Source organism: Nitrospinota bacterium (assembly GCA_029881495.1).
Taxonomy (GTDB): domain Bacteria; phylum Nitrospinota_A; class UBA7883; order JACRGQ01; family JACRGQ01; genus JAOUMJ01.
Genome location: JAOUMJ010000017.1, coordinates 31292 through 56688 on the forward strand (window position 1 = coordinate 31292; position 25397 = coordinate 56688).

A 25397-nucleotide genomic window follows, 5' to 3' on the forward strand; every position below is an offset into this window, starting at 1 on the left:
AGTGGAAATTCTCTAAAATTGGAAATTCAGAAACATGAAAGTAAAAATTTGCGGTCACACAAGGCTTGAAGACATTGCCTTTTCATTTGACTGCGGCGCCTACCTCTGCGGGGTCGTGGTGGAAGTCGCTTCCTCAAAAAGATCGGTTTCAGTGGATACGGCCATCCCGCTGTTTGAAAACTACAGGAACAGGATGGTAGCGCTCACGGCAGATGCTGATAACCACCTTCTCGACAGGATCGCTACACGCCTGAAACCTGGAGCCTTGCAGCTTACGGCAAACGAAACTCCTGAAAGAGTGAAGGAAATAAGGGAACTCTATGGTATCCCCGTCTATAAATCACTCCATCTCCCCGCCGACAGCGGGACAAAACAGAAAACCTCCAACCTGGTCAGCACAGCCAAGTTTTTTATCGAAACCATAAGCCACTATAAAAAAGCGGGGGCAGACGGCTTCATACTTGACACCTCCATTCCGGGTTCCTATGGAGGATCAGGGAAAAGATCGGACTGGGGGATAGCAAAGCAGATTATCGCCGGAACGGACGCGAAGCTCTTCCTTGCAGGGGGGATAGACCCGGAAAACGCGGCTGAAGCGCTAAAACTCCAACCGTTCGCGATCGACCTCGCCAGCGGTGTCGAGACCGCCCCAGGATTAAAATCGAAGGACAAGATAAAAGCCCTTTTCAAGGCGGTAAACTCCTTAAACGACCTTTAAAAAGGATATAATGGTTTCCAGTCATGGGAGAAAGTAGCAGAGAATTATCGTCGGAACACATCTCCACCCGTACAGGCAGGGGATGGATGCGGAAAGACGGTATCTGCCAGTTTGTTTTCAATCTCCACGCCGAGGTCAAGCTCGAAGACGCGGTTTCAAATATCGCGACCGTGGTAAAACTGACAAAGGGGAAGGCATCCCCTCTCTTCGTCGATATCCGGGGGGCAAAGTCGATCACTCTCGATGCGCGAAAATATTTTTCCGGCAAAGAGAGCGGCGATGCTGCGACAGCCACTGCGCTTTTCGTTGGCGGCTCGGTAAGCAGGGTTCTTGGAAATTTCTTCCTCCGCCTCGATAAACCCGATTACCCGATAAGTCTCTTCTCTTCGGAACCGGACGCGATCCAATGGCTGAAAACATTTATAAAATGATCCTATATTAACGGCATGAGGCAGAGGGAGAATATGCCAAACGGAAGATTGAACGTGTTCACCGCCGTTTGCGTGCTTTCAATTTTCACAGCAATTACCGTGGCTCCGAAACCTCCAGCCTTCTCTGATACCGGCATTGCCCAGAACAGCACAAAGAGAATGACAGGCCTCCCTGAAGAGCCGCTCCTCACAAATGTTATAATAGGCGATTCTTCGTGCCGCATTGAGTGGAAAGAGAGCCAAACCGCCGCCGGATACAATCTATACCTCCAGATGGAGGAGGGAACATATAAACTTCTGAACACCTCCATGATCATTGACGATTTCGTCAGGATCACCGGCCTGGAAAATGGACAGCCGCACCGGTTCGCTTTGACGTCCGTTAGCCCTAACGGAAAGGAATCGGCCGCCTCCGAAACCGGGCTGGTAATACCGGTTGGATACTCCCACAAGATCCTTCCCATTACAGGCGGCTCAAAGGCCTCCGATTACCGCCTCTTCTCCTTTCCGTTCAGAACCGGTAAAAACAGCCCGAAAGAGATCTTCTCATACTTCCCGGTTTACGACATAAACGAATGGAGGCTTTTCTCCCGTGAAAGGGATGGATATAAGGAATATAAAGACATTCCGGCAATCGAACCGGGTCGCGGGTACTGGCTGTTGACAAGAAAGAACAGTGAGCTTTTCCTCTCGGGTAAAACCGTAAATCCATACGAGCCGTTTACGATCCAGCTCCGCCCAGGATGGAACATAATCGGCTCCCCCTACCTCTTTTCGGTTGAATGGAAGGAAGTGCTCCAGCACAACAGCCCGGATGAAAAAATTGAAACTGTTGCCTGGGAGTTTGCCGACGGGGGATTCAAAAAGGCGGATTCCCTTGAACCGTTCAAGGGGTATTACATATACAACGGGAACTCAAAGGATGCGGAACTCCTTATCCCCCCTATACCTCACCACTCCGAAACATATTCGGAAGATGGTTCATCTATATCGGGCATGGTTGCCAGCGCCGGTTCAACCGGTGATAGCGGCTGGGCGCTCTCCCTTTCCGCCGCGGACGGAGCATACAGCGACAATGACAATATCATTGGGGTAAATCCGACAGCCGAAACCCGGGAAGACGGCTCTCTCCGTTCAATGGAGCCGCCATCCTGGCCACAGCACCTCTCTCTTTTTTTCACAGGAAAGGGTGGAGTAAACCAGAAATTCTCCCGCGATATCAGGAAGGATGAAGGTGAATGGCTTGCCTATGTAGGGGGGGGTGAAAATAAAAAGGTTACCATCAGTTGGGAAACATTGAAAAGCGGCCCTGTGCCTGTCCTCGTCGATACGATATCTGAAAAGGAGATCAGGATGTCCGGCAACGGTTCATACACCTTTGCCAGAAAGGATATGAGCCCGAGAAAATTCATTATCCGGTCAAAATGAACTGCAAATAGCCCTTGTTGCCAGAATATCCGATGCCAGCCTGATTTGGTTCGGCTTATCCGCCGCGCAAAACAGCTCCATTTCGATACATTCCATTAACCATCATCAGAAAATGTAACTAAATTAAAAATATGAAAATATGTGAAGTTTCGAATAGAATAGCCGATGAAGAGAGGCATAATTATTAATTTACAAACAGCTTTCGGGGAATGCGAAAGCGGGGAGCAAAAGCAAAAAAGCTGAATTTGCTTGGAAATCTTCTCTCTGATTCCAATTCCCCATTTTTTTGTATTTTTTGTCTGGAGTGGAAATGTTTAGCAATAGATCTTTACGGTTCAAAATTCTGAGTGGTTTTTCCCTGATGATAGCCATAATCCTTGTTTCAGGAGCTGGGGCATACTGGGGCTTTTCTGCCATCAGCAACGCCATGATAAGGATAACTCAAGATGAAGCACCGCTTGTTGATGCTTCTATGGAGATGAAAGCGGATATTAACGACGCTCTTATAAATCTTGAAAAATACAAATCCGCAACTACATTGATATCCACAGCAACCGAAGCGGATATAAACAAGCTTATTACCGATTTTGACCACCTTGTTGAAATATACGATATTTACACCGACCTCATCCTCAAGGGGGGGGATTATGAAGGCCTTCATTTCAACGCTACCGACAACACACAGCTCTCCAATAAGACGCTTGAAGCGGACGCGATGCATAACGATAAATTCCAGCCGCTGGTAAAGAAACTCCATGAAAACGGTAAGATCAGGAGAAAGCTGAAAACCGACATCGAAAACGCAATGGTTGCGATGGAAAAGACATTCGAGGAGGTGACCGATGCCTGCGCTGCAATGGAAACCGCCGTGAAAAAGGTTATCGCCGATAAAAGGAACGGAGGCCAGGAAGCGGCCAGCCTCATTACCACCGAAGTCCCCTGGATGGACATCTCCATGGAGCTTGTTATCATCATTTCCGAATCAAGGATTGCCATAGAAGAGATAGTGCAGACAAGAGACGAAAAGGAATTGGCCGAGCTCGAGAAGGAGTTCTCCGAAACGATTGCAAATTTCGATCACAACATTGACGCCCTGCTTAGCGGCGGAACCACCTCCATGGGGAGAGTGCCCGCTGTTTCGGTGCAATCCATCAGGGATCTGGTAACACGGATCGACAAGTTCCATAACGACTCCTTTCAGCCCGCCGCAAAAAAAGTGGTAGAGGCACAGCATGCCATAGCGGACGTCTCCACGGAGATAGATAAACTCCTTGTCGATCTTGATGCCGTGGCAACAGCACAGAAAAACATACTTGGAGAGGTTGAAGAGCTTGCGGCAGGGGAAATGGCCGAAGCCACAGAGGAAGGCAATAGCGCGAGGAATATGGCAAACACCATATTCGCTTTTATGCTTATTTTTTCCGTTGCCGCCGGCGTTGTGCTGGGATTTCTTATCACTGCCTCTATTACCCGACCGATAAACGCGATCATGGAACATCTGAGGGAAGGATCGGATCAGGTCACCACCGCGTCAAGCCAAATATCCGAATCGTCACAATCCCTGGCATCCGGCGCCACGGAGCAGGCCTCCGCCCTCGAAGAAACATCGTCGTCACTCGAAGAGATATCGGGAATGGTCAAGCAGAATGCCGACAACTCCAATCAGGCAAATGCTATGATGGGCGAATCAAACAGAAACGTCAAAGAAGGGGTCGAATCAATGGCCCACATGGTAAAAGCCATGGACTCCATAAAAGACTCCTCGAACGAGATAAGCAAGATCATAAAGGTCATTGAAGAGATAGCCTTCCAGACAAACCTCCTCGCTCTTAACGCCGCGGTAGAAGCCGCGAGAGCTGGAGAACATGGAAAAGGTTTTGCGGTCGTTGCCGAAGAGGTGCGAAACCTGGCTCAACGCTCCGCTACGGCCTCGAAGGATACTGCCGCCCTGATAGAAAATGCGGTAAATAAATCGATCGAGGGTGCCAAGATAGTCGAACAGTCGGCTAAATCACTTGAGGCCATCGCCACTGGCAGCAAAAAGGTAGGCGACCTGGTCTCTGAAATATCCGCCGCTTCAGGAGAACAGTCTCAGGGTGTTTCGCAGGTTACCCAAGCGGTTCACCAGTTGGACGAGGTTACACAGAAAAATGCCGCCGTCGCCGAACAGTCCGCGTCCGCCAGCGAAGAGCTTAGCGCGCAGGCGGAAAGCCTCAACGGACTGGTGGACGAACTTGCCGAACTCATTTATGGAAAAGGAAATATCGGGACGGCCGTGAAAGGCTCGCTCCCGGCGCCAAAGCATTAATCCTGCCGGGATTGCCGAACAGCTTTCGGCAATCCCGACCTGATCCCATCCAACAACCCCCGGACATAGATCCGGCTACAGACGAATACTTTGTTTTGTAGCGAGTGCGGGCTACATCTGCATGAAGGTGGTCAGGGATATAGAAAATATAAAAAAGCCGGACCGGTCTCGCTTGGGCCAACAGAAGACGATGAAGATCTGCGCTCTTCCCTTAATGAGCCTTACGGCTCATCTATCTCAATAAGCGCCGATTTCGAGAGGTCTTCCAGCGGCTGGTAGGTGCAGTACGGTTCCGCTTCCATGTAATCATTCTTGTCGTAAAAAGCTCGCGCGCGGCACCCTTCGCAGACCGTCTTGTAATCGCATATCCCGCACTTCCCTTTAAGCGCGTCAGGATTGCGCAGGTTCTTGAAGACTTCAGAATTGTCCCATACGTTCTTGAACGACTCCCTGTGGATGTTCCCAGCTTCAACCGGAAGATAACCGCAGGGGAACACCTGCCCCTTGTGCGAGATGAAGCATATCGACGAACCGGCGAGACACCCCTTGGTCATCGCCGCCATGCCGTGTGTCTTCGGCGTTATGGTAACGCCGTCCGCCGCGGCCCTCTCCCTCATTATCCTGAAGTAGTGAGGGGCGCAAGTCGCCTTTGTCTCTATCTTTTTCTCCATGCTCACATCGTAGAACCAGTTGAGCACCTCTTCGTACTTTTCCGGCTCCAGCATCTGGTCGTCCGCTATCTGCACGCCGCAGCCTACCGGAACGAGCATGAAGATATGGAGCGCCACCGCGCCGAGATCAACGGCATTTTTATATATATCCTTGACCTGATCCACGTTGTGTTTTGCTATCGTGCAGTTTATCTGAACATCCATGCCGAGTTTCTGGAGATTCTTCATCCCTTTCACGGCGCGGTCGTAAGAGCCGGGGAGCTTTCGGAAGTTATCATGAACCTCTCCAAGCCCGTCGAGGGAAATGGAGACCCTCTGAATACCTGATTCGACTATCTTCTCCGCCATCTTCTCGTCGACCATCGTCCCGTTTGTCGCCAGCGCAACGGTCAAACCCTTCTCACCGGAGGCGTACTTCGCGATATCGAAAATGTCCGGCCTGAAGAGAGGCTCGCCGCCAGAGAGAACAAGGATCGGTTTCCCCATTTCGGCGATTCCGTCAATCATCTTCTTCGATTCTTCAAAGGTCAGGTCATCTTTCATCAACTGCTTGGAGACGTCAAGGCGTCTGCAGTGTATGCACTCCAGATTGCAACCTGCGGTTGTCTCCCAAAATACAAGACGCACCTGGTTCTGCGTGTTCCCCATGTATTTCTTGGAATGCTCGTGGGCTACCCCTTCGGGCATATCCTTCAGGTCTTTGTATGTATCCTTGATAGTTCCCGGATGCCCGCCCGGGTGCCCTCCGCCGGGATGCCCCGGTTTCTTGCCATCCATTATATTGCCGTAGCTTTCTTTATAAGCAGATTATCAGGTACGGGGAACTCCTCCCCCTTTGCCTTTAGTTCTTTCATCTTCTCAGGTGTAAGGCCGATCTCCTCATCCGTGAGGTAGCACGCGGGATCTGGCGCGGCTGGATCGCCGAATACAGTATTCCCTCTCACCCTCATTGAACCGCCGCATGCGTCTATCCATTTGCATACGCTACAGCGCCCCTTGAGGTGGTCGAGCCTGTTCTTCAATACCTTCATGACAGGATCGGATTGGTCCATCCATATTTCGCCGAAAGGCCTCTCCTTGACGTTTCCAAAGGTGTAATCCTGCCAGAACTGGTCGGCATGGACGTTACCGAAGAAATCAATATCGGCAAAACTTACGCCGGATGAATACCGTCCCCCTCCGTTCCATTCAAGCATTTTGAGAACCTCTTCGGCCCGCTTCGGATTTTTTTCTTTAAGTTTCATGTAGAGGTAAACGCCGTCCACATGGTTGTCGACGGTAAGGATATCCTTGTGAAGCCCCCGCTTGTGGAAATCCTCGGTTCGCTCCATGATGATGTCCATCGCGTGCCTGCTCTCTTCGTGTGTGAGATCCTCATTCGCGATGCTCCGTCCGCGGCCCGAATAAACGAGGTGATAGAAGCATGCCCTCTGAATCTCCTCCCGCTCTATGAAATCGAATATCTGGTGGAGATTTTCATAGTTGTGCCGCGTAAGGGTAAGGCGGAGACCCACCCTCTGATCCAGCTCCACGCAGTTCTGAAAACCTTCCATCGCTTTCTTGAATGCGCCAGATTTTCCGCGAAAATGGTCGTTTATCTCCCCTATTCCGTCAAGCGAAATGCCGACATAAACAAAGCCGCTATCCTTGATCTTCCTCGCCACCTCCTTGTTGATAAGGACGCCGTTCGTGGAAAGGGTGCACCTGAGGCCGTTCTTTTTCGCGTGGTTAACCAACTCGAAGATATCGGGCCTGATGAGCGGCTCGCCGCCTGAAAAGAGGAGCGCGGGAATCTTGAACGCCGCCAGGTCTTCTATCAGTTTCTTCCCCTCTTCGGTGGTCAGCTCACCGCTGTAATCTTTCGCCTCGGAATCGGTGTAGCAGTGAATGCACTTCAGATTGCAGGTTCTTGTGATATTCCAGGCGGTAACAGGTTTCCGCTCGCTCGATGATTTCGGCACATCGTGAGCGTGAGGCATAGACGCCATATGCTTTGACTGCGTGCCATACCTGATTGCGTCCCCTTCGTTTTCTGCTTCGCAGTAAAGCTTTGAAATTCCTATCATTACATCCTCCGATACTTTCGGTTATTTTTCGCACCACTAAAACAAATAAGCCCGCTCCCTCCTCTTGGAGCCGGCACCCTCTCTCGCCAAAGGGGTTTATTCTAGCACAATTTCATTCGCCGTCGAGACCGATGAAGGCATAAAAAAATGGCCCGCAGGCATTTAAAAGGATTAAATATCCGGCGATTTTTGCCTGCTTGCCCATGATATCACCGATCATCACCCCTGTTCATCCATAAATAATCGCCTCGCAAGGGAGTCCCTTAATTCTCCGCGTGTCGCTAAACTGTTGCCTGTACCTGTAACAGGTGATAGATTCTCCTGAACCATGGAAAAAATGAATCTGACCGTCGCCATACCGAAAGGGAGAAACCTTAAGCCGACCATCGAGATATTCAAGCGTGTGGGGATCGATCTTTCCGCATCGCTCGCCGACGACAGGAAACTGATATTCAAGGATGAAAAAACAGGGGTCTCCGGGATAATCGTGCGCGATACCGACATCCCGGTATATGTGGAGAACGGCGCGGCAGATATCGGGATATCCGGGAAGGACCAGCTCGAAGAGCAGGAGAGAAACATATACGAACTTCTTGATCTCGGATACGGCAAGTGCCGCCTTGTGCTCGCGGAACCAAAGGAGCTAAAGGAGAAGGACGACCCATCAAGATGGACAAATATCCGCATCGCGACAAAGTTTACTAACCTCACTTCCAAATATTTCCTGGAACGCGGTATTCATGTCGAGATAATCAAGCTCTACGGCTCTATTGAAATAGCCCCGTTAGTCGGCCTTTCAGAGCGTGTAATCGACCTGGTATCGACCGGCAGCACTCTGAAGGCAAACGGCCTTGTGGAAGTGGAAACTATCATGGACGTAAGCGCGAGGCTGATAGTCAACCGCGCCTCACTAAAGACCAAGCATGAGCTCATAAGCGGGTTGACTAAAAAGATCGAAGATTCGCTTAAGAAGAACCCTATCGAGGATTAGACCGTGGGCAACAGAAAAAGACTGCTGGAGATACTCGCCGACAAGTCCTTCATGTACAGCGAGGAGCCTACGTTCCGGCTCGCCTCCGGGAAGATGAGCTCTTACTATGTAAACTGCAAAAAGACCGCTTACGACCCTGAAGGGATAAACCTGATAGGCGAAGCGGTTTGCGACCTGGCCGAAAAATATTCACCCGACGCGATAGGGGGCTTGACCCTCGGCGCCGATCCGATCGCCGTGGCGGCCGCGGGAGAGAGCTTCAGGAGGGGAAAACCTGTAAAGGCGTTCGTGGTAAGAAAGCAGGCAAAGGAGCATGGGACCAAACTCCCTATCGAGGGGGATATGCACCCTGGTGAAAAGGTTGTCATTATCGAAGACGTGATCACAACCGGAGGATCCGCAATAACGGCTGTGAAAGCGGCACGCGAATTCGGACTTGTCATAGCTTGTGTTATAGCCCTGGTCGACAGGGGCGAAGGGGGCAGGGAAGCGATAGAAGCGGAGTCCATCCCCGTGGAAGCGCTTTTCACGAAAGAGGATATCTTTCACCAATTCAGGGTTAAAAATGAAACTGGAAAAAGATGACATACTTTATGAAGAGCTTAAACTCGTACTGGAAAAACTCGGCGTCACGGTCGAACTCCGCAACCTTGTCGACGATGAACTGAGCATCCACAGCGGATACTGCGAATTGAAAAGCGGCCGTAAACTGATACTCGACAAACGCTTTTCCGCACACGAAAGGGTCAGCGTGATCATGCAGTTCCTGAAAACCAGGAACCTTGATAACATCTTCATCCATCCCGCGATTCGCGCACGCCTGGAAAACATCGAAAAAAATGTTTGAGAATCTTAGAACGAATAAACCGTGGGAATCTGGTATCTCCCCCTTCATTCTGGTTCCGCTCTCTTTCCTGTATGAAGGGCTCTATATCCTGAGGCTCTTTTTATATATCATCGGCCTCAGGAGACAGGAGAAAGTAGACGGGATAAAGATCATAAGCATCGGTAACCTTACCGTCGGGGGTACCGGAAAAACACCGTTCACAATCTGGCTCGCGAGACGACTGGAAAAGCTCAACATAAGTTGCGCCATAGTCAGCAGGGGTTACGGAAGGAGATCAACCTCCCCCGTGCAAGTGGTATCAGACGGAAAAACCCTTCTCGATGATTATCCCGAAGCTGCCGATGAAGCTCTTTTATGCGCGCAGACGTTAAAGAGTGCCCCTGTCATATGTTCCCCGAAAAGAACTTCCGGGATAAAACATGCGCGGGACGCATTTAAAACCGACGCGGTGATACTGGACGACGCATTTTCCCACATCTCCGCCGGTCGCGACCTGAATATACTTCTCATTGACGCCGTCAACCCTTTCGGCAACGGGAAGCTCCTCCCTGCCGGACCTATGCGGGAGCCGGCGGCGTCGATCCGCAGGGCCGACGCGGTTGTTATCACAAGGGCCAATATGGTCGATAAATTCGCAATCAGGAAGATCGAGAATTTCATAAGGCCGTTCATCCCCGAAGAGAGCATCCACCTTGCCGATTTCAAACCTGGCGACATAGTTTCCGGTTCCGATGAAATGGTGAACGCTGAAGAATTCCTCGCCGGGAAAACGGTCTACCTTCTCAGCGGCATAGCGTCTCCCGGCCAATTTGAAGAGACCGTGAAAGGATTGAAGGCCGAGATAAAGGACCATTTCGCTTTTTCCGACCATTACAAATTTACAAAAGAAGATATGGAATTCGTCCTGGAGAATTCCGGGAAAAACATCATCATTACCACCGAGAAGGATTTCGTGAGGATCCCGGCGGAATACAGAAGTAAATTCTTCAGACTGACGATCGAATTGTCATTGAGAAGAGAGAATGCTTTCCTCCCCCTTGTAGAGAAGCTTTTTCAGACGTCGAAATTATAAAACCGCATAAGTTCCAAAATTTCCTCGCACTGACTGATGACAGCATTGAACTTGTGTTGAGGATCCTTTGCCGCAAGGAAATGAGGATAGAGCAGATTTCCAATCTCCCAATCATCGAGAAAAACTTCATGCTCCTTCAACAAAACCACTATTTTTGAGATCTGCATTATGGGGCATTTACACTCGCCATCAAAACAGAGTTTCTTCAGATGCGTGGTGAGGAACCTTAATACATTTTCCCGCAATGCCCCATAGCCGAGCCTTACGCCCCATTTTTTGGCTTCGTTAAAAATTGCTACGAGCTTATCATAGTCTTCGAGACTCTCTATATCGGCAAAAAGCCCGTTCAGACGTTTTTCAAAAACATACTTTGCGGCAACCAGTATCTCCTCCGGCACCGCTGTATCCCGCTCAATGAACGACTCCATGAACTTTTTGTGCTTATTGAAAAGATTGTCATACGAATTCCCGATCTGCTCCTTTACGTCGAACGTAAGCATCTCCATAACCGAGTTCCTCTCCTTTTCAAAAAGGGAGGCGAATGAAAAACTTTCGGAAGGAAACTTCGAGTTGATCGTTTTTTGAAACGCGGAGATGGAGCGTGTTTGAAATCCCTGAACAAGATCTTCCTTTGTTCGCGTGTAATCATCAGAATCAGAATTTGGCTTCAGATAGCATTTAAAATCATGTTTTCCAAGATTCAGCACGGCGAACTGAAATTCCCTTTTCTCGCGGGTGACCATCTCTTCCATCAATAGGCGCCCGACGGTGAGGACCTTCTCCTTTATTTCCCGCCTGTCAGCTTCAATGATGGAAAGATTAAACCGGTAGAGCCTCTTCAGGCGGAATTCCTCATTCTTTAGCGAATTTATTATTATCCCCTGCGCGGCTACCCTCATCGGGTCGGTTGAGAGCGGTTTTATTCTCGCCAGATAGATATCGGCGCCGCTCCCTTCAGATGCAAAGTTGCTTTTCGCCCTTGCAAGCGTCTCCACAAAGCGGCTTTCAATATCCTCTTCCATGAACTCTTTTGCCAAGTCTATAGCCTTGGCCGAATATTTCAATACCTGCATCGCCTCAAGGCCGCAAATATCGGCAAAAAACCATCCGCAGGAGGTAAACATCTTCATGGCGGCTGACTGCATTTCCAAAAGCTTCAACGCCAGGGTGACTTCAGCGTCATTCAGCGGTTTAGCGGAGTGCTTCTCAAAAAACTTGTCCCCAGCTCTCCCTTCCCTTTCAAGGATCATCCCCACATAATCGTTTCTCGCCTCCCAGGGTGCTTTGAAATAATTGCTCCCCTTGGCCTCAAAGATCGCATCCAGTTTGTTCTTTAAATATTCAACGGCTTCCCGCATTGGCCCGCGCCACTTCTGGTTCCACCCTGGCTCGGACCCTGTCGTACAGCCGCAATCCGACCGCCATCTTTCCACGCCGTGCGCACAGCTCCATGAGCTGTTCTCGACGATTTTTACCTCCCATGCGGGGGGATGCTTTTCAAGAAACTCGCCGAAATTGCATACCTTCACATCGCCGGTCGCTTCAATAGTTTTTATCGCGGAGGAAAGCGCCATCTCGCCAAAGCGGTGATGATGCCCATAACTTTCTCCATCTGTGCCGATGCTGACGATCCGTGCCTCATCGCCACCTTTCCCGTCCGCGCTGAAAGCGTTCAAAATTGAATTGCCGAAATTAATACCGTCTGCGAGTGCGCTGTTGAAGGCGACAGAATGCGACAGGGCGCCATGATAGAAGAAGATCGCTATTTCGCTCTCTTCGTCGGGCCGGAAGATATATGGCCTGGCGGTATCAACACCGTCACTGAAACCTTGCCACCCATCCTCGTCGTTATCGGGAGCGACCGTTCCCGCGGTCCGGTTCCTGTCCAGCCTCCTTATTTTTCCCGCCTGTGAAGGGGCGAGCAGAGTGAATTTTATCCCGTGCCTAGCGGCGATTGAGAGGCTTTCGCTGTCCACAGCGGTTTCGGCAAACCATATCCCCTCGGGTTTGCGCCCAAAACGATATTCAAAATCCCTTATCCCCCAAAGTATCTGCGTCTCCTTGTCGCGCGGAGAGTTGAGCGGCATTATCGAATGATTGTATACCTGCGCAATGGCGTTGCCGTGCCCCGAATGTTGCTTAGCGCTTGTTGCGTCAGATTCGACTATCTTCCTGTAAACATCCGGCTCCTGCCTTTCCAGCCATGAGAAGAGCGTCGGCCCAAAATTGAAACTTATCTTTTCATAGTTGTTGACTATCTCGGATATACGTTCCCGGCGCAGCACCCTTGACGCCGTATTCGCGTAGTAGCACTCGCGGGTGATTCTCTGGTTCCAGTCGTGATACGGGGCGGCGGATTTTTCCCGCTCTACTTCGCCGAGCCACGGATTTTCGCGCGGCGGCTGATAAAGATGGGCATGAATGCAGACGTACTTTAAAGACAGTGGCAACTCCAGCCTAAATATTTTTTTCCAAGCGTTTGTCCAGAACCTTCCTTATCTTGTCTATATCAGGGTCCAATTCTTCCAGCTTGTTTGGATACCTGCTCTTGATCCCTTCAAGAGATGATTTATGGTATTTCAGCTTGAAATCGGAAAACTTCAGTCCGTGAGCCGTGGATATCACAACCACCTTGCTGTTCTTCCCAATCTCCCCTCTTTCTTTGAGTTTCAGGAGAGCCGCAAGCGCCACGCCTGTATGCGGGCATGTGTACATCCCTGTTTTATCCGCCATCACGCTCGCCTCGACAAGTTCGCTCTCGCTTGCCTGCTCCACGATACCGTCAAATTCCTTTAGGATATTTATCGCCTTCTGAATGCTGACTGGATCCCCTATCTGAATGGCGGAAGCCAGAGTGGATTTCGCCTTTACGGGGTGAAAATCCTTGAACCCGTTCTTGTAGGCCAGGTAGAGAGGGTTCGCCTTTTCCGCCTGGGCAACCACTATCCTCGGCCTCTTGGCAATTATGCCGAGCCTCTCCATCATCAGGAATCCCTTCCCTAGCGCGGAAACGTTCCCTAGATTTCCTCCCGGAATGATGACTATGTCGGGTACCTCCCAGTCAAACTGCTGCACCATCTCGAGCGCGACCGTTTTTTGCCCTTCAATTCTCAGCGAGTTCATCGAGTTCGCGAGATAAATCTCGTTGTTCATCGTGATCTCCTTCACGACCTTCATGCATCCGTCAAAATCGGTGTTGAGCGATATTACCAGCGCATCGTTCGCGATCGGCTGAATGAGCTGTTCCATGGAAACCTTATTCTTCGGCAGGAAAACGATGCTTTGGATCCCGCCTGCGGCGCAATAGGCGGCAAGGGCGGCGGAAGTGTCCCCCGTGGAAGCGCAGGCAACCGCCTTGATATTCTTCCCCTCGGAGATCATCTGTTTTACTACCGATACGAGGACCGTCATTCCAAGGTCCTTGAACGACCCTGTATGCGAATTGCCACAAAGCTTTATCCATAGGTCCCTGATGCCTATCTGTTCACCCAGCCTGTCGGCCCAGAAAAGGTTGGACAATCCTTCATACATCGAGACGATATTGGAATCGTCCACTATCGGGCAGACAAGCTCCTTCTTCCCCCAGACGCCGGAGCCGAATGGCCATACGTTTGAGTGTACCCTCCCTTCAAGAAGGGATTTCCATTCGCTGGCGCTTTTTTCAGCCAGTTTTTTGATGTCGTGGTTTACCTGAAGAAGAGAACCACAGGTCGGGCAGGTATAGATTATCTCTTTTAGGGAATACTTCCCTTCGCAGCCGCCAATACACTCAAACCAGGCGTTATAAGTGTCGTTCTTGGATATCTCTGTTTGTCCCATGGTCTGGATTCTAAATTAACAAGTTCATAAAAAACAAACTTTATTATCCTTCCCGCGCGACAGTATTTGAAACACCCCGGTTTTGCATGCCGAGGGGGCAATTATCACTATGAAATCGGATTAACCCGTTTTATGAAAAGTCCGCCGAATGAAATACGAAAACCTGAGATCATAACGGCGGATATCAGGCGCTTTCCGGCAGCTTAATCAGTTACCGGATGGACATGAACATACTTTCTTTCGTGCCCCTTCATCTTGAATTCCACGATGCCGTCAGCCTTGGCGAAGAGCGTGTGGTCGTTCCCCATCCCGACATTTTGACCAGGGAAAAACTTCGTCCCCCTCTGGCGCACTATTATGTTTCCAGCCCTTACGGCTGCTCCGCCGTAGCATTTTACGCCAAGCCTTCGCCCGGCGCTATCCCTGCCGTTGGATGTACTTCCCTGACCTTTTTTATGAGCCATATCCCTATCCTTCTTTTAAGCAGTCTTTATCGAGGTAATCTCGACTACCGTATGTTTCTGGCGATGTCCGGTCTTTTTCCGGCTGTGTTTTCGCCTTCTATGCTTCTGAATATAGATCTTTGCCCCCATTACATGGGAAAGGATCTTGCCCTGAACCTTACCGCCGACCGTAACTGTCTTGCTGTCGGATCCGATTATAACGTCGTTGAATTCAACCGTATCCCCTTCTTTCCCCTTAAGGAGATCTATCTCAACATGATCCGTCTCACTAACCCGGTACTGTTTTCCACCGGTTCTGATTACTGCAAACATTTTTCCTCCGTCATTTCTGAAAAGAAGATATTCTGCATGTTTATTGTCACCTTGTCAACATTTCTGCATAAAAAACTGAAAAAAAAGGGGTTTGGCGCAAATGACCGCTACTTTCAGCTATAATGGGGGCAAACGTACCTTGACATGAAAAATTACGGCTTGGATAATGGCATCAGGATCATGGGGGACAGGAATTTGAGAGGAGAAACATCATTTTGCACGTTCGCGAAAATGCCGCCATCTCCGGGATAATAACCCCGGCTGATATTCAGGATATCCTGAAAAAAGAGCTGGCCGCTGTGGAGACCTCCATAAGCGAAAATTTCCAGTCTTCGGTAGCCATGATACCCCTTATCAGCGAATACCTCGTGAGCGGAGGGGGGAAAAGATTGCGCCCGATGCTCCTTCTCGCTTCAGCCAGACTGTGCGGATTCACCGGCAAGGAGAACGACAAAGACATTATTCATTCAACGATAATGGAATACATTCACGCGGCATCGCTCCTCCATGACGACGTGGTGGACACCGCGGATCTCCGCCGAGGAGTATCAAGCGCGAACGCCAAATGGGGCAACCAGTACCCCGTCCTGGTGGGGGATTTTCTATTCGCGAAAACATTCTCCCTTATGGCAAAACATAGCCCGCCGGGTGTGATCGAGATAGTAAGCGAGGCCACGAGGCTCCTCGCCGAAGGGCAGATATTGGAGCTGGTTCACAGCGCCGACATAGAGATGACGGAAGAAAAATATATCGAGCTGATATTCAGCAAAACAGGGGCTCTCATCACCGCCTGTTGCCAAACCGGGGGTATTATCGGCGGCGCGGACGAACAGCGTCTGAATGCCCTTTCGGAATACGGAAAAAACATCGGCATAGCTTTCCAGCTTGTTGACGATATTCTCGATTTCACTTCGGACGAAAAGACGCTCGGAAAGCCTGCCGGTCATGATTTTATTGAGGGACACGTCACCCTTCCGGTCATCGCCGCCTTCGCAAAGGGGTCAAAGCAGGAAAAAAAGTTCCTTATGGAATCGATCAAGGACGAAGCGCTTGCCGTTAAAAATATTTCCCAAGTAATGGAAATTGTGAAAAAACATGACGGCATTGAATACGCAACAACAATGGCCGAGAGCTACTCCGAGAAAGCTGTAGCTTCTCTTGATGTTTTCCCGGCGGGACAGTTCCTCGACGCCTTAAAGGGTCTCGCTGAATATATAGTCACCCGGAAGACCTGAAATGCACCCGTACGTCGAACTGGCGTCGGAGGCAATCAGGGAAAAGGTGCTGACCAATACGCAGACATCCCCCCCTTCACCGTTGCCCGCCGAATTTGAAAAACCGGCAGGGATTTTCGTCTCCATCAAGGAAGAGGGGGAGCTGAGGGGATGCATCGGCACAATTCTTCCGACCAGGCCAACACTGGCGGAAGAAATTATCGCGAACGCGATCGCCGCCGCAACCCGCGACCCGCGTTTCGACCCGGTGAGAGAGGATGAGCTTGAAAGGATCAATATTTCCGTGGACGTTCTCTCCGCGCCCGAACCTATAAACGGCATGGAAGATCTAGACCCGGTAAAATACGGACTTATCGTTTCATCCGGATTGAAAAGGGGCCTTCTTCTGCCGAACCTGGAAGGGATAGACAGGCCTGAACACCAACTGCAAATCTGCAAACGAAAGGCGGGGATCCATCCAAACGAAGCTGTTACCCTGCAAAGATTCACCGTCACCAGGTATAGATGACAGGCAAGAACCTGAATGCCCAAAAGGAGGCTCTTTTCTGGAGAGGGGATGAGAAACGGCCCGGCCGCGTAGTCTGCTTCCTCTGCCCCTTCAAATGCATCCTTCCCGACGGAAAAACCGGAATATGCAAAGCGAAAAAAAATATCGGCGGAAGATTGTTCGCCATCTCCTACGGTCTCACCACCTCGCTGGCGATGGATCCGATAGAAAAAAAACCTCTCTATCATTTCTATCCAGGCACGAAAATACTTTCACTGGGGCCAAACTCCTGCAACCTCGATTGCAGTTTCTGCCAGAATTTCCAGACTTCACAACTGAAAGCCCCCACTAGATTCATCTCCCCTGAAGAGGTTGCCCATGTCGCGAAATCGGAAGGGAGCGTAGGAGTGGCCTACACATATACCGAACCGCTGATGTGGTACGAGTTCATAATCGACACCGCCCCTATAGTGAGAGGAGCCGGCCTGAAAAATGTGCTCGTGACGAACGCACACCTTGAAGAAGAACCGTTTATCAAGATCCTCCCGCTTATCGACGCTCTGAACATAGACATAAAATCGATGGACCCTTCCTTCTATCGGAAAATCTGCAAAGGGAAACTGGAGCCTGTACTGAACAACGTACGGCTTACCGCGGAAGCAAAGAAAGTGCATCTCGAAATCACCAATCTTGTAATTCCAGGGTTGAATGACTCCGAAGACGACTTTGTAAAACTTTCAAAGTTCCTGGCCGGGCTTGACCCTTTCATACCGCTGCACTTTTCCAGATATCGCCCCATGTACAGGATGAACATACCTCCTACTCCGGTGGAAACGCTTTTCAAGGCGAGAACGATAGCCGAAAAATATCTTAAGTACGTGTTCATCGGCAACGTTCATGATCCGGATGGCAATACTTTCTGTCCGCATTGCAGGAGCGTGGTTATCGAGAGGGATTATTCGGCGACAAAGGTTAATCTGAAGAAAGGCAAATGCCTCAAGTGCGGAAATGATACGAAAATAATTTCGGAATAAGGACGCTACTCTTTTTTCGAAGGGGTAACCGCCCAAGAGACTATCCCCACCAAGCTCTTAGCTTGGCGATGCAATATCGCTTTATGAAAAGATATGGGGATTTATAAGGCGAGGAAAAATCGCCCTCCCGAAAACACCATTAAGTAAATCTGTCAACTCCTGGCGCGTGGTGTATTACAATTAAGAAATGGTTAATGAAGAAAATCTTGAACTTCCGCCAGCCGGGATAACGGTGGAAGTAGCCTTCCCTGTGGACTACCGCGTTCTGAAAGGGGAAGAAAGGGAGGACACTATCCAGAGTGTCCAAAGCCACAGAACCAGCGACAGGCTGGCTCTCCCCCCTCCCACCGAGGAGTACCCCTCCGACCTCTCCAAATTCCGTGATTTTCAGGATATCCCGGAACCTATAAGAAAAATGTGGCTTGCGATCGATCAGAAGCTTGATTCGCTGATACGCCATATCGGAGAGAAGGAGAGCGCCTTGGGCGGTTCCATGAAGGGAATTATTTCCGGCATTTCAAAAATGGGAGCCGTGCTGAAATGCGATGCTGACGAAGGAGACTATCTTCATATCCGGCTATCACCCCCCGCATACCCCCCATTCACGATAGATATCGTGGGGAAAGTGTCTGACGCGAGAACAGACCCTGCAGTACCAAAGGGGAGAAAGACCTGCAATTTACGGTTCGAGGCTCTGAATGTTGACGACCGTGAGCTTCTTATCAGCTATATCTTCAAGAGGCAGAGGGAGATACTGAGAGGGAAACATTCAGACGAAGCTGAGGAATAGCTCAAAAATCCCCTAAAAATCCGCTCAAACAACCCATCGGCCCGACACCTCTTTTTTTAAAAAAAGCCCTTTAGTAAATTTTTCGGATTTTCGATAAGTTATATGTACAGAGGATAGTAAGTGAACTGGTTTTGTTGCGTGTAGGCCGTACCCGCGTAAAACCTCAGTGTTCATCGCCTAATGCGGATCCGGAGGAAACTCCGAATCCGCTTAGGCGCCTCCTGTATACCGCTCCCTTTTAGAAGGGAAAAAACAAAGAAGGGCCTTACTCCCCTTCCTTTTACCCGTATCACTCTACTTCCGGCTCTCTGACGAGGACGCTAAAAAAGCGCAACTCCAGAGAGAGGAAGTGGGGAGAATCTCCAGACCATCGCACTGTCACGGCTGAAGCTGACCGGGTCAATCCGGTGTGTTGTATCTTATGACCTTGTAAAGCTCCAGCGAAGAATCGGAATCAACATCTGTGAAATTTATACCGAAACCCGGGTTTGATTCCCGTTCCTGCCAGTTGACAACCTTGAATTTCCCGTTGATATTCACCTCCGGTGAATCACCAAAGGCAAGATTGAAGCTGAATGTCCCTTCAGTTCCCACAGGGGGCCGGAGATCGGATATAACAAAAACACCTTCCATGGAGATGTCCCATGTTTCGTCATAACGATGCGATTTGCCGCCGAAGGTCAAAACAAGGTCGGTAAGGAAATGAACTCTGCCGTAGTGGCGTTTCTCTTTATTTAGGTTATCCGTTTTTTCCCGCATTGGAATAGAACTCCACAATTTTCTTGGTAAGGGCATCCATAGTGTATTCCGCCGGTTCTACATCTATTTTAAACCCAAACTTCTTTGCTGTGGTAGTGGTAATTGGCCCTATTGAGGCCACACGCAGTTTTTTCCTGATCTCTTCGATTTCGGTATCGGAGAACATGCTGACGAAATTTGAAACTGTCGAAGAGGATGTAAAAGTGACCATATCCGCATCCCCATTCTTTATCGCCTCGAATAACTCGTCTTTCCTGGCGTCCGGTCTATGGGTCCTGTACGCCGTTACAACATTCACTTCGGCTCCTTTCTCCCTTAGCGTATCGGGGAGTACCTCTCTCGCCTCTTCGGCACGGGGTATCAGTATCTTCTTCCCCTTTACATCGCCGATCGATTCGAGAATCCCCTCCGCGCGGTATTCATCGGGCACCAAGTCGACCCGTATCCCGAGCGCTTCAACCGCCTCGCCCGTGCTCTTTCCAATGGCGCATATCTTCGGCCCCGCGAGGTCGCGGATATCGCGCCCCGTCTCCTTGAGCCTTTTCAGAAGATACGCAACGCCGTTAACTGACGTGAAGATCATCCAATCATATTTCCTTGCCTCCCCCAGCGCCTTGTCGAGAGGCGACCAGTCTTCGGGATCCGCCGTTTCAATGGTCGGGAACTCAATCGTTGCCGCGCCCATCTCCTGTAGCTTGTGAAGGAAATCGCTTGCCTGTGCGCGCGCCCGTGTGACGATTATGGTCTTGCCGAAAAGCGGCCTGTTCTCGAACCACCCCAGTTTCGGCCTCAGGGAAACAACCTCACCGACAATGATAAGTGACGGAGGCTTCACATTCCCCTTTTCAGCCACCTCAACTATATTTTTCAGTGTCCCGGTCCAGGTCTGATGTTTCGCGGTCGTCCCCCATCGAACAAGAGCGACAGGCGTTTCGGGACTTCGCCCGTTTGAAACAAGTTTATCGACAATGTACGGGAGGTTTTTAACCCCCATGTAAAATACCAATGTTCCAATACCGGTCGATATCTTCGCCCAGTCGATCGCGCTTTCATCCTTTGTCGGATCTTCGTGCCCCGTAATGAAAGCAAGTGACGAAGTGCAGGAACGGTGAGTTATCGGAATACCGGCATAGGCCGATGCGGCCACTCCGGCGGTGACACCGGGAACTACTTCAAATCCTATCCCCGCCTCAACCAGCTCTTCGGCCTCTTCCCCTCCGCGGCCAAAAACATACGGATCCCCCCCTTTTAGACGGGCTATCGACTTCCCTTCCTTGGCCTTCCGCACAAGGAGGTCGTTTATCTTTTCCTGCGGGAGCGTGTGATCCCCCCCCTTTTTCCCAACATATATTATCTCTGCACCCTTTTTTACGAAATCAAGGAAGCGGATATTAGCGAGGTAATCGTAGACTATCACGTCGCAAGTGCGGATAAGCTCCATCCCTCGCATCGTCATAAGGCCGGGATCGCCCGGTCCGGCGCCAATTAAATATACTTTTCCATTCATAATTTAAGAGAGAAGACTACCATAAACACGCTTACCATTTCCAAATAAAGGTCGAAGTTTTTTTTGGCGCGTAGAAGGATTCAATCCTGGCTCTTTTGTGACCTCTCCCACTCAAGGAACTTCTCAAGCTCTTCCTTTATATTGCCAAGAACATAGAAAATGAACACAACGTCGTCCCCAAATCCTATTAAAGGTAAAAAATCTGGTATGGCGTCGAGTGGGTTAAGGAAATATATGACCGCCGCCACGAGGAGCACGATAGTTTTTGTAGAGACATCACGATACTCCCCCTTTACCCACGCCCTGATTAGCCGAATGAAGGCAAACAGGGTATCCAGTGCCGCGCCAAACGCGCTCCTGTTCCTTTCCGCTTTCTCCTTCGCCCTGTCCAACACGGATGAAAGACCTTCGCTGTCGCCAACCATGTCGTTCGCGCGGGATACGAACCTCTCGAAAAACCATGGCTCTTTTGTCATTGCTGGATTTCCCCATGCTCCCGGCAAAATTTTAGTTTTAGGGAATTACACCCTTTGGACTTATATTGTTAGCAGATATTGGAAAATATGACAAATAAAAGGAATACTTTTTATGCGAAGTACCGCTTGATGAACAGAATTGACGGCCTGAATTTCATACACAGGTTGACTTGTTTCAAAAGCATCACTTATCCTAGTTGCCATGAATCAAAATAACGAACCAGAGGATAAAATGAGAAATATTTTTCAGAAAATGCAAGTCCCGGGTCTGAGGATAATAGAGTTCGGCCTTGCTATTTTTATGGTAATCGTTGTCATCTGGGGTCTGGTCACCTTGGCATTTTCCATCCCCTGGTATGGCGAAATCTTAAACTTCAAACAGTTCAGGGAGATGATGGAAGGTATCCTGAGCGATATCCTTCTTCTTGTTGTCGGCCTTGAACTTGCCGGGCTCCTCGTGCACAGAAAGATCGAATTTCTCATTGAAATTGTCCTGTTCGTCGTTGCGAGAAAAATGCTGATAAGCGCCTACAGCTCCACTGAAATCCTGTTAAGCGTTGTTGCGCTTGCCGGCCTCTTCGCGGTGCGGAAATATCTCCTTATCTGCCCCGGCTGCGACAAGATTTTTGTGGAAAATAACAAAAGTTAAATCTGAGGAAAATCATGGGTGGTGACGCTGAAAAAGAGATACTGAAGATACTTGAAACAGCCATGAAACGTGAAATCGACGCTGAAAAACTCTATCGACGCGGAGCAGAGATCGCCGTACGGCCGGAAGTAAAGAAAATGTTCATTAAACTTGCGGATGAAGAAAAAAAACACGAAAAGGTATTAAGGGATTTTTACAGAGAGACCAAGAAACGTCTTGGTTTGAAGATTTTCGGAGAGGATGATCCCAGCTAGGGCGAAGAGGAGAATATCTGTCGCCGTAATCGGCGCGTCTGCCGCCGACAAGGGAACGGCAGACATAGCATATGACACCGGGTTCAGAATCGCAAAGGAGGGATGGACGCTTATCTGCGGAGGGCTGGGAGGCGTTATGGAACATGTTTCGAAAGGGGCATTTGATGCCGGAGGCCAGACGGTAGGGATACTTCCAGGATACGCGCACGACGACGCCAACGAATACATTAAACTTCCAATTCCTACCGGACTGGGGCATGCAAGAAACGCCATAGTCGCCTCTTCAGCAAACGGAATAATCGCTATCGGCGGAGAATACGGAACCCTTTCAGAAATTGCGCTTGGGCTGAAAATGGGGAAACCTGTCGTAGGGCTTTCAATCAATTTTGACATAAAGGGTGTGCTCCCCGCCAGCACGCCTGAAGAAGCAATCTCCATTCTCAAGGATCACCTTGCGTAAAACCCTAATTTCCCTATCACTCATCTCTATTTTCCTAATATCAGGATGCGCCTACGATCCAAATCTGAAACGGGACAAGCTGGCAAAAAGGGATGCCACAAGGCATCGGGTCTATATAGTAAACAGGGGGGATTCTCTCTCAAAGATATCCAAAAAATATGACGTGGAGCTTGATGCCCTCAAGAAAAGAAACGGGCTTAAATCGAACAAAATAATCGTAGGACAACGCCTCTACATTCCGAGCAACTCCTTCAATGAGCAATATAAATCAGACAAACCCGTACCGCAAAAAGGTAGCAAAAAATGGAAAAGCGGCAGAAAAAAAACTGCTGACAAAAAAGGGGGAAAATATGTCCCCCCAACCAAAGCACCAAACATAGATATCCGTCTTGCCTGGCCCGTGAAAAATCCGAAGATAACTTCCAACTTCGGTGTACGGAAATCGGGCAAACATGACGGGATCGATATAGCGGCGCCGAGAGGAACTAAAATATACGCCGCCGCCGACGGCATCGTGCTGTTCAGCGGCTGGGGACCGACAGGTTACGGACTCACCGTTCTCGTTAAACATAGCGAAAATATCTTCACCGTCTACTCACACAACGATAAAAATATTGCAAGAAAAGATCAGAAGGTCAAAAAAGGGGATGTGATCGCGACGGTAGGAAAGACCGGAAGGGCCACCGGCGAACATGTTCACTTCGAAGTGAGGGTAAACCGGGTTGCCTACGATCCTCTCGCCTACCTGCCAAAACTCGGAAAGTAAATGGCCCACGGATGCAAAAAGGAATTTGTCCCTGCAGAAACCCCAGTCGCTCTTCCCCTGTTACTGCGCTTTCCTTAATACCTTTATGAACTTCTCGTCGATCCCATTCTTCTCCATCCAATCGATGCGATTCAGCATGCGAGCCTTGAAGATCATCCGGTAGGTATCGAGATTTTTCTCATCGACTTTGTAGATTTTGTCATAACCTGGAAAGAATTTCTCCATGGAGCCTGGAGCCGGCACCTTCGTACCCGGCATCATGTTCCAATCAACCCATTCAATTTTATTGGCCGCGATAAGCGGGTAGAGAATAATCGACAGATCCTTCGATATGTCTATCTCTTTCCCGGCCTTTTCATCCACTTCGGAGATGAAAAATCCCCCTGTATTCAGAAGGAACCCGGATACTTTGTGTTTTTTAACGGTTTCAAAGAACATCTCACATTCGGTATTGCGCTTCCATATGCCGAAGGGGTTGGCGCCAGGGGATATCTTCAGCTTGCCTATCTCCTCAAGGGAAATATTTTCAGCCGCGGTGCTTTTTGTGGAAAGGGTAATGTACAACGCGGCCTGAAGGAGCGGGTCCTCGATAAGCGTTACCGGTCCCCATGTGTTGTCCTTCTGGATAGTACAGATAAAGTTCGGCGCCGGAGTATCAAGCTCGTTCGGATTCGCGCCGGGGAGGAAATGCCTCGCCGAAATACATCTTCCGTTCTTCGTGTAAACGTCCATGTAATAAGGTTTCCTGCTTCCAGATTCGTCGAACAACACCAGGGCGTTCTCCGCGGACTGCACGGTTTTCTCCCAGAATGAGCCGGGATCGTATGCGTCCGTCTTGTTGTAGAGCCCCGCTTCAAGCCCCGAAGTCTCGTTTACATCCGCCTGCACGATAATGGCATCATCGTTGCCAAGCTCTACATCCTTGAGCGTGCCGTCCTTGATAAACTCATCGTGATACGCGTTGCCGAGCGAAGACTTGCCCGAACCTGAAAGGCCGATGGTAATAAACACCTTCTTGCTGCTGTCCGGCATTACCAGCGACTTGCTTGAACCGTGTATCGGCATTCCAAGCCCGTTATTGAGAAAGGAGCTCCATATCAGCGAGAGAGCCGCTTTTTTACATTCACCGAAGTAGTAGTTGCCAAGAAGGAACGCCACGTTGTTTTCCACATCGAATATCATTTTAATGCGCGGCGGCTCCGGATCTTCCTTGTGTTCGCGCCTGTCGTGCGGGTTTACCCTGTTATGCCACGCCTCCCAGTCGGGATTCACCCAGTCGGGATGCGAGATGACCTTTATGTTCTTGAACCCAAGCGGCTTGCTCTTTTTATACAAACTTCTTGTTTCATCCGTTGACGGAACAAAATTCATGATGAAGTCGAGGGCGTGCTTTGCGTATTTCTGGGTAACCATGAATTCACATTCACCCATCGCATTCTTGCTTCGGCCAAAAAAACATTTCACCTCCACCTTCGGAACAGGGAGGAGTTCGCGAACCACGTTCTTTATCAGTTTGCCTATTTCATCCACCTCGGAAGCGCTTGATTTGTCGACAACATGCCTGGCCCACGGAGAACGACCCGTATCCTTGCCCGTTATGCTTACAAGCACCTTGTTGTTTGTCTCGAACAGACCTACCCCAGCGACATCGGACATCAGAACATCCGTCTTAATTACGTTTGGCTGCAAACAAGCAAGCTCATAAGCGATGTTGATACCCCCCCTTCGGGTATTCGGCGAGCTGAAAAGCTGTACAGCCGAAGCCTCCAGAACGCTTCCAATATTCAATTTCCCGTTTTCATCTACCTTTGTCGGTATTGTGCTCATAATAAAAACCTCCTCGCGGTATGCCG

26 protein-coding genes are annotated in these 25397 nt (G+C 49.7%); 16 read left to right on the forward strand and 10 right to left on the reverse strand.

The annotated features are described in order from the left end of the window. The first annotated feature begins 34 nt into the window (after nt 1–34). From OEY64_08645 to OEY64_08660, 4 genes are all read left to right on the forward strand, one after another. Nucleotides 35–718: a phosphoribosylanthranilate isomerase gene (locus OEY64_08645; GenBank protein MDH5543014.1), complete on the forward strand. Its 684-nt coding sequence runs from the start codon at nt 35–37 to the stop codon at nt 716–718. A 23-nt stretch (nt 719–741) separates the two neighbouring features. After that, the gene (locus OEY64_08650) at nt 742–1149 is read left to right on the forward strand and encodes a hypothetical protein (GenBank protein MDH5543015.1); all 408 of its coding nucleotides are present in this window, start codon (nt 742–744) and stop codon (nt 1147–1149) included. Between the two features lie 33 nt (nt 1150–1182). Then, nucleotides 1183–2577, forward strand: coding sequence for a hypothetical protein (locus OEY64_08655; GenBank protein MDH5543016.1), 1395 nt, complete (start codon nt 1183–1185; stop codon nt 2575–2577). A 361-nt stretch (nt 2578–2938) separates the two neighbouring features. After that, nucleotides 2939–4885, forward strand: coding sequence for a methyl-accepting chemotaxis protein (locus OEY64_08660; protein MDH5543017.1), 1947 nt, complete (start codon nt 2939–2941; stop codon nt 4883–4885). A gap of 221 nt (nt 4886–5106) precedes the next feature. Here the strand turns inward: OEY64_08660 and OEY64_08665 are convergent, their stop codons facing one another. After that, nucleotides 5107–6333: a radical SAM protein gene (locus tag OEY64_08665; GenBank protein MDH5543018.1), complete on the reverse strand. Its 1227-nt coding sequence runs from the start codon at nt 6331–6333 to the stop codon at nt 5107–5109. Continuing rightward, nucleotides 6333–7622, reverse strand: a complete 1290-nt coding sequence (locus tag OEY64_08670) for a radical SAM protein (GenBank protein MDH5543019.1) — start codon at nt 7620–7622, stop codon at nt 6333–6335. The genes OEY64_08665 and OEY64_08670 overlap by 1 nt, the downstream gene beginning before the upstream one ends. A gap of 337 nt (nt 7623–7959) precedes the next feature. Between OEY64_08670 and hisG the strand changes: the two genes are divergently transcribed. The 4 genes from hisG to lpxK are packed head-to-tail and all read left to right on the forward strand — an operon-like array spanning nt 7960 to nt 10532. After that, entirely contained in the window at nt 7960–8613 is a 654-nt protein-coding gene (hisG, locus tag OEY64_08675) for an ATP phosphoribosyltransferase (GenBank protein ID MDH5543020.1), read from the forward strand. Nucleotides 8614–8616: 3 nt separating this feature from the next. Next, a complete protein-coding gene (gene pyrE / locus OEY64_08680) occupies nt 8617–9198 on the forward strand; it encodes an orotate phosphoribosyltransferase (protein MDH5543021.1) in 582 nt (193 codons plus the stop codon). Continuing rightward, nucleotides 9179–9460, forward strand: coding sequence for a hypothetical protein (locus tag OEY64_08685; GenBank protein ID MDH5543022.1), 282 nt, complete (start codon nt 9179–9181; stop codon nt 9458–9460). The genes pyrE and OEY64_08685 overlap by 20 nt, the downstream gene beginning before the upstream one ends. Continuing rightward, nucleotides 9453–10532 (forward strand): tetraacyldisaccharide 4'-kinase, encoded by a 1080-nt coding sequence (lpxK, locus tag OEY64_08690; protein ID MDH5543023.1) that lies wholly within the window; start codon nt 9453–9455, stop codon nt 10530–10532. Before OEY64_08685 ends, lpxK begins: the two co-directional genes overlap by 8 nt. On the opposite strand, the gene OEY64_08695 is transcribed toward lpxK, so the two are convergent. The 4 genes from OEY64_08695 to rplU all read right to left on the reverse strand — a co-directional run bounded on the left by OEY64_08695 (nt 10514) and on the right by rplU (nt 15127). Next, nucleotides 10514–12982, reverse strand: a complete 2469-nt coding sequence (locus OEY64_08695) for a DUF3536 domain-containing protein (GenBank protein ID MDH5543024.1) — start codon at nt 12980–12982, stop codon at nt 10514–10516. The genes lpxK and OEY64_08695 overlap by 19 nt on opposite strands. 7 nt (nt 12983–12989) lie before the next feature. Continuing rightward, nucleotides 12990–14351, reverse strand: coding sequence for a threonine synthase (gene thrC / locus OEY64_08700; protein MDH5543025.1), 1362 nt, complete (start codon nt 14349–14351; stop codon nt 12990–12992). A 203-nt stretch (nt 14352–14554) separates the two neighbouring features. Next, a complete protein-coding gene (gene rpmA / locus OEY64_08705) occupies nt 14555–14815 on the reverse strand; it encodes a 50S ribosomal protein L27 (protein ID MDH5543026.1) in 261 nt (86 codons plus the stop codon). Between the two features lie 15 nt (nt 14816–14830). Further along, nucleotides 14831–15127, reverse strand: a complete 297-nt coding sequence (gene rplU / locus OEY64_08710) for a 50S ribosomal protein L21 (GenBank protein ID MDH5543027.1) — start codon at nt 15125–15127, stop codon at nt 14831–14833. A gap of 215 nt (nt 15128–15342) precedes the next feature. Between rplU and OEY64_08715 the strand changes: the two genes are divergently transcribed. The 4 genes from OEY64_08715 to OEY64_08730 all read left to right on the forward strand — a co-directional run bounded on the left by OEY64_08715 (nt 15343) and on the right by OEY64_08730 (nt 18673). Continuing rightward, nucleotides 15343–16362 carry a polyprenyl synthetase family protein gene (locus OEY64_08715; GenBank protein MDH5543028.1) on the forward strand — a complete coding sequence of 340 codons (1020 nt, stop codon included), beginning with the start codon at nt 15343–15345 and terminating at the stop codon, nt 16360–16362. Nucleotide 16363: 1 nt separating this feature from the next. Then, nucleotides 16364–16870, forward strand: coding sequence for an AmmeMemoRadiSam system protein A (gene amrA, locus OEY64_08720; protein MDH5543029.1), 507 nt, complete (start codon nt 16364–16366; stop codon nt 16868–16870). Continuing rightward, nucleotides 16867–17883 carry an AmmeMemoRadiSam system radical SAM enzyme gene (gene amrS, locus OEY64_08725; GenBank protein MDH5543030.1) on the forward strand — a complete coding sequence of 339 codons (1017 nt, stop codon included), beginning with the start codon at nt 16867–16869 and terminating at the stop codon, nt 17881–17883. The genes amrA and amrS overlap by 4 nt, the downstream gene beginning before the upstream one ends. A 187-nt stretch (nt 17884–18070) precedes the next feature. Further along, complete coding sequence (locus OEY64_08730) at nt 18071–18673, forward strand: hypothetical protein (GenBank protein MDH5543031.1); 603 nt, start codon at nt 18071–18073, stop codon at nt 18671–18673. A gap of 399 nt (nt 18674–19072) precedes the next feature. Here the strand turns inward: OEY64_08730 and OEY64_08735 are convergent, their stop codons facing one another. The 3 genes from OEY64_08735 to OEY64_08745 all read right to left on the reverse strand — a co-directional run bounded on the left by OEY64_08735 (nt 19073) and on the right by OEY64_08745 (nt 21415). Then, nucleotides 19073–19432, reverse strand: coding sequence for a PilZ domain-containing protein (locus OEY64_08735; protein MDH5543032.1), 360 nt, complete (start codon nt 19430–19432; stop codon nt 19073–19075). Further along, nucleotides 19413–20939 carry a uroporphyrinogen-III C-methyltransferase gene (cobA, locus tag OEY64_08740; protein MDH5543033.1) on the reverse strand — a complete coding sequence of 509 codons (1527 nt, stop codon included), beginning with the start codon at nt 20937–20939 and terminating at the stop codon, nt 19413–19415. The genes OEY64_08735 and cobA overlap by 20 nt, the downstream gene beginning before the upstream one ends. A gap of 80 nt (nt 20940–21019) precedes the next feature. Then, nucleotides 21020–21415, reverse strand: a complete 396-nt coding sequence (locus OEY64_08745) for a DUF1232 domain-containing protein (GenBank protein MDH5543034.1) — start codon at nt 21413–21415, stop codon at nt 21020–21022. Between the two features lie 253 nt (nt 21416–21668). Here OEY64_08745 and OEY64_08750 point away from each other — a divergent pair, with 253 nt between their 5' ends. Genes OEY64_08750 through OEY64_08765 form a run of 4 tightly spaced genes read left to right on the forward strand, consistent with a single transcriptional unit; the run spans nt 21669 to nt 23544 of the window. Beyond that, nucleotides 21669–22064 carry a hypothetical protein gene (locus OEY64_08750; GenBank protein MDH5543035.1) on the forward strand — a complete coding sequence of 132 codons (396 nt, stop codon included), beginning with the start codon at nt 21669–21671 and terminating at the stop codon, nt 22062–22064. 14 nt (nt 22065–22078) lie between these two features. Next, nucleotides 22079–22318 (forward strand): rubrerythrin, encoded by a 240-nt coding sequence (locus OEY64_08755; GenBank protein MDH5543036.1) that lies wholly within the window; start codon nt 22079–22081, stop codon nt 22316–22318. Continuing rightward, the gene (locus OEY64_08760) at nt 22305–22778 is read left to right on the forward strand and encodes a TIGR00725 family protein (protein ID MDH5543037.1); all 474 of its coding nucleotides are present in this window, start codon (nt 22305–22307) and stop codon (nt 22776–22778) included. Before OEY64_08755 ends, OEY64_08760 begins: the two co-directional genes overlap by 14 nt. Further along, entirely contained in the window at nt 22771–23544 is a 774-nt protein-coding gene (locus OEY64_08765) for a M23 family metallopeptidase (GenBank protein MDH5543038.1), read from the forward strand. Before OEY64_08760 ends, OEY64_08765 begins: the two co-directional genes overlap by 8 nt. A gap of 60 nt (nt 23545–23604) precedes the next feature. Here the strand turns inward: OEY64_08765 and OEY64_08770 are convergent, their stop codons facing one another. Continuing rightward, complete coding sequence (locus OEY64_08770; GenBank protein ID MDH5543039.1) at nt 23605–25371, reverse strand: phosphoenolpyruvate carboxykinase (ATP); 1767 nt, start codon at nt 25369–25371, stop codon at nt 23605–23607. Between the last annotated feature and the right edge of the window lie 26 nt (nt 25372–25397).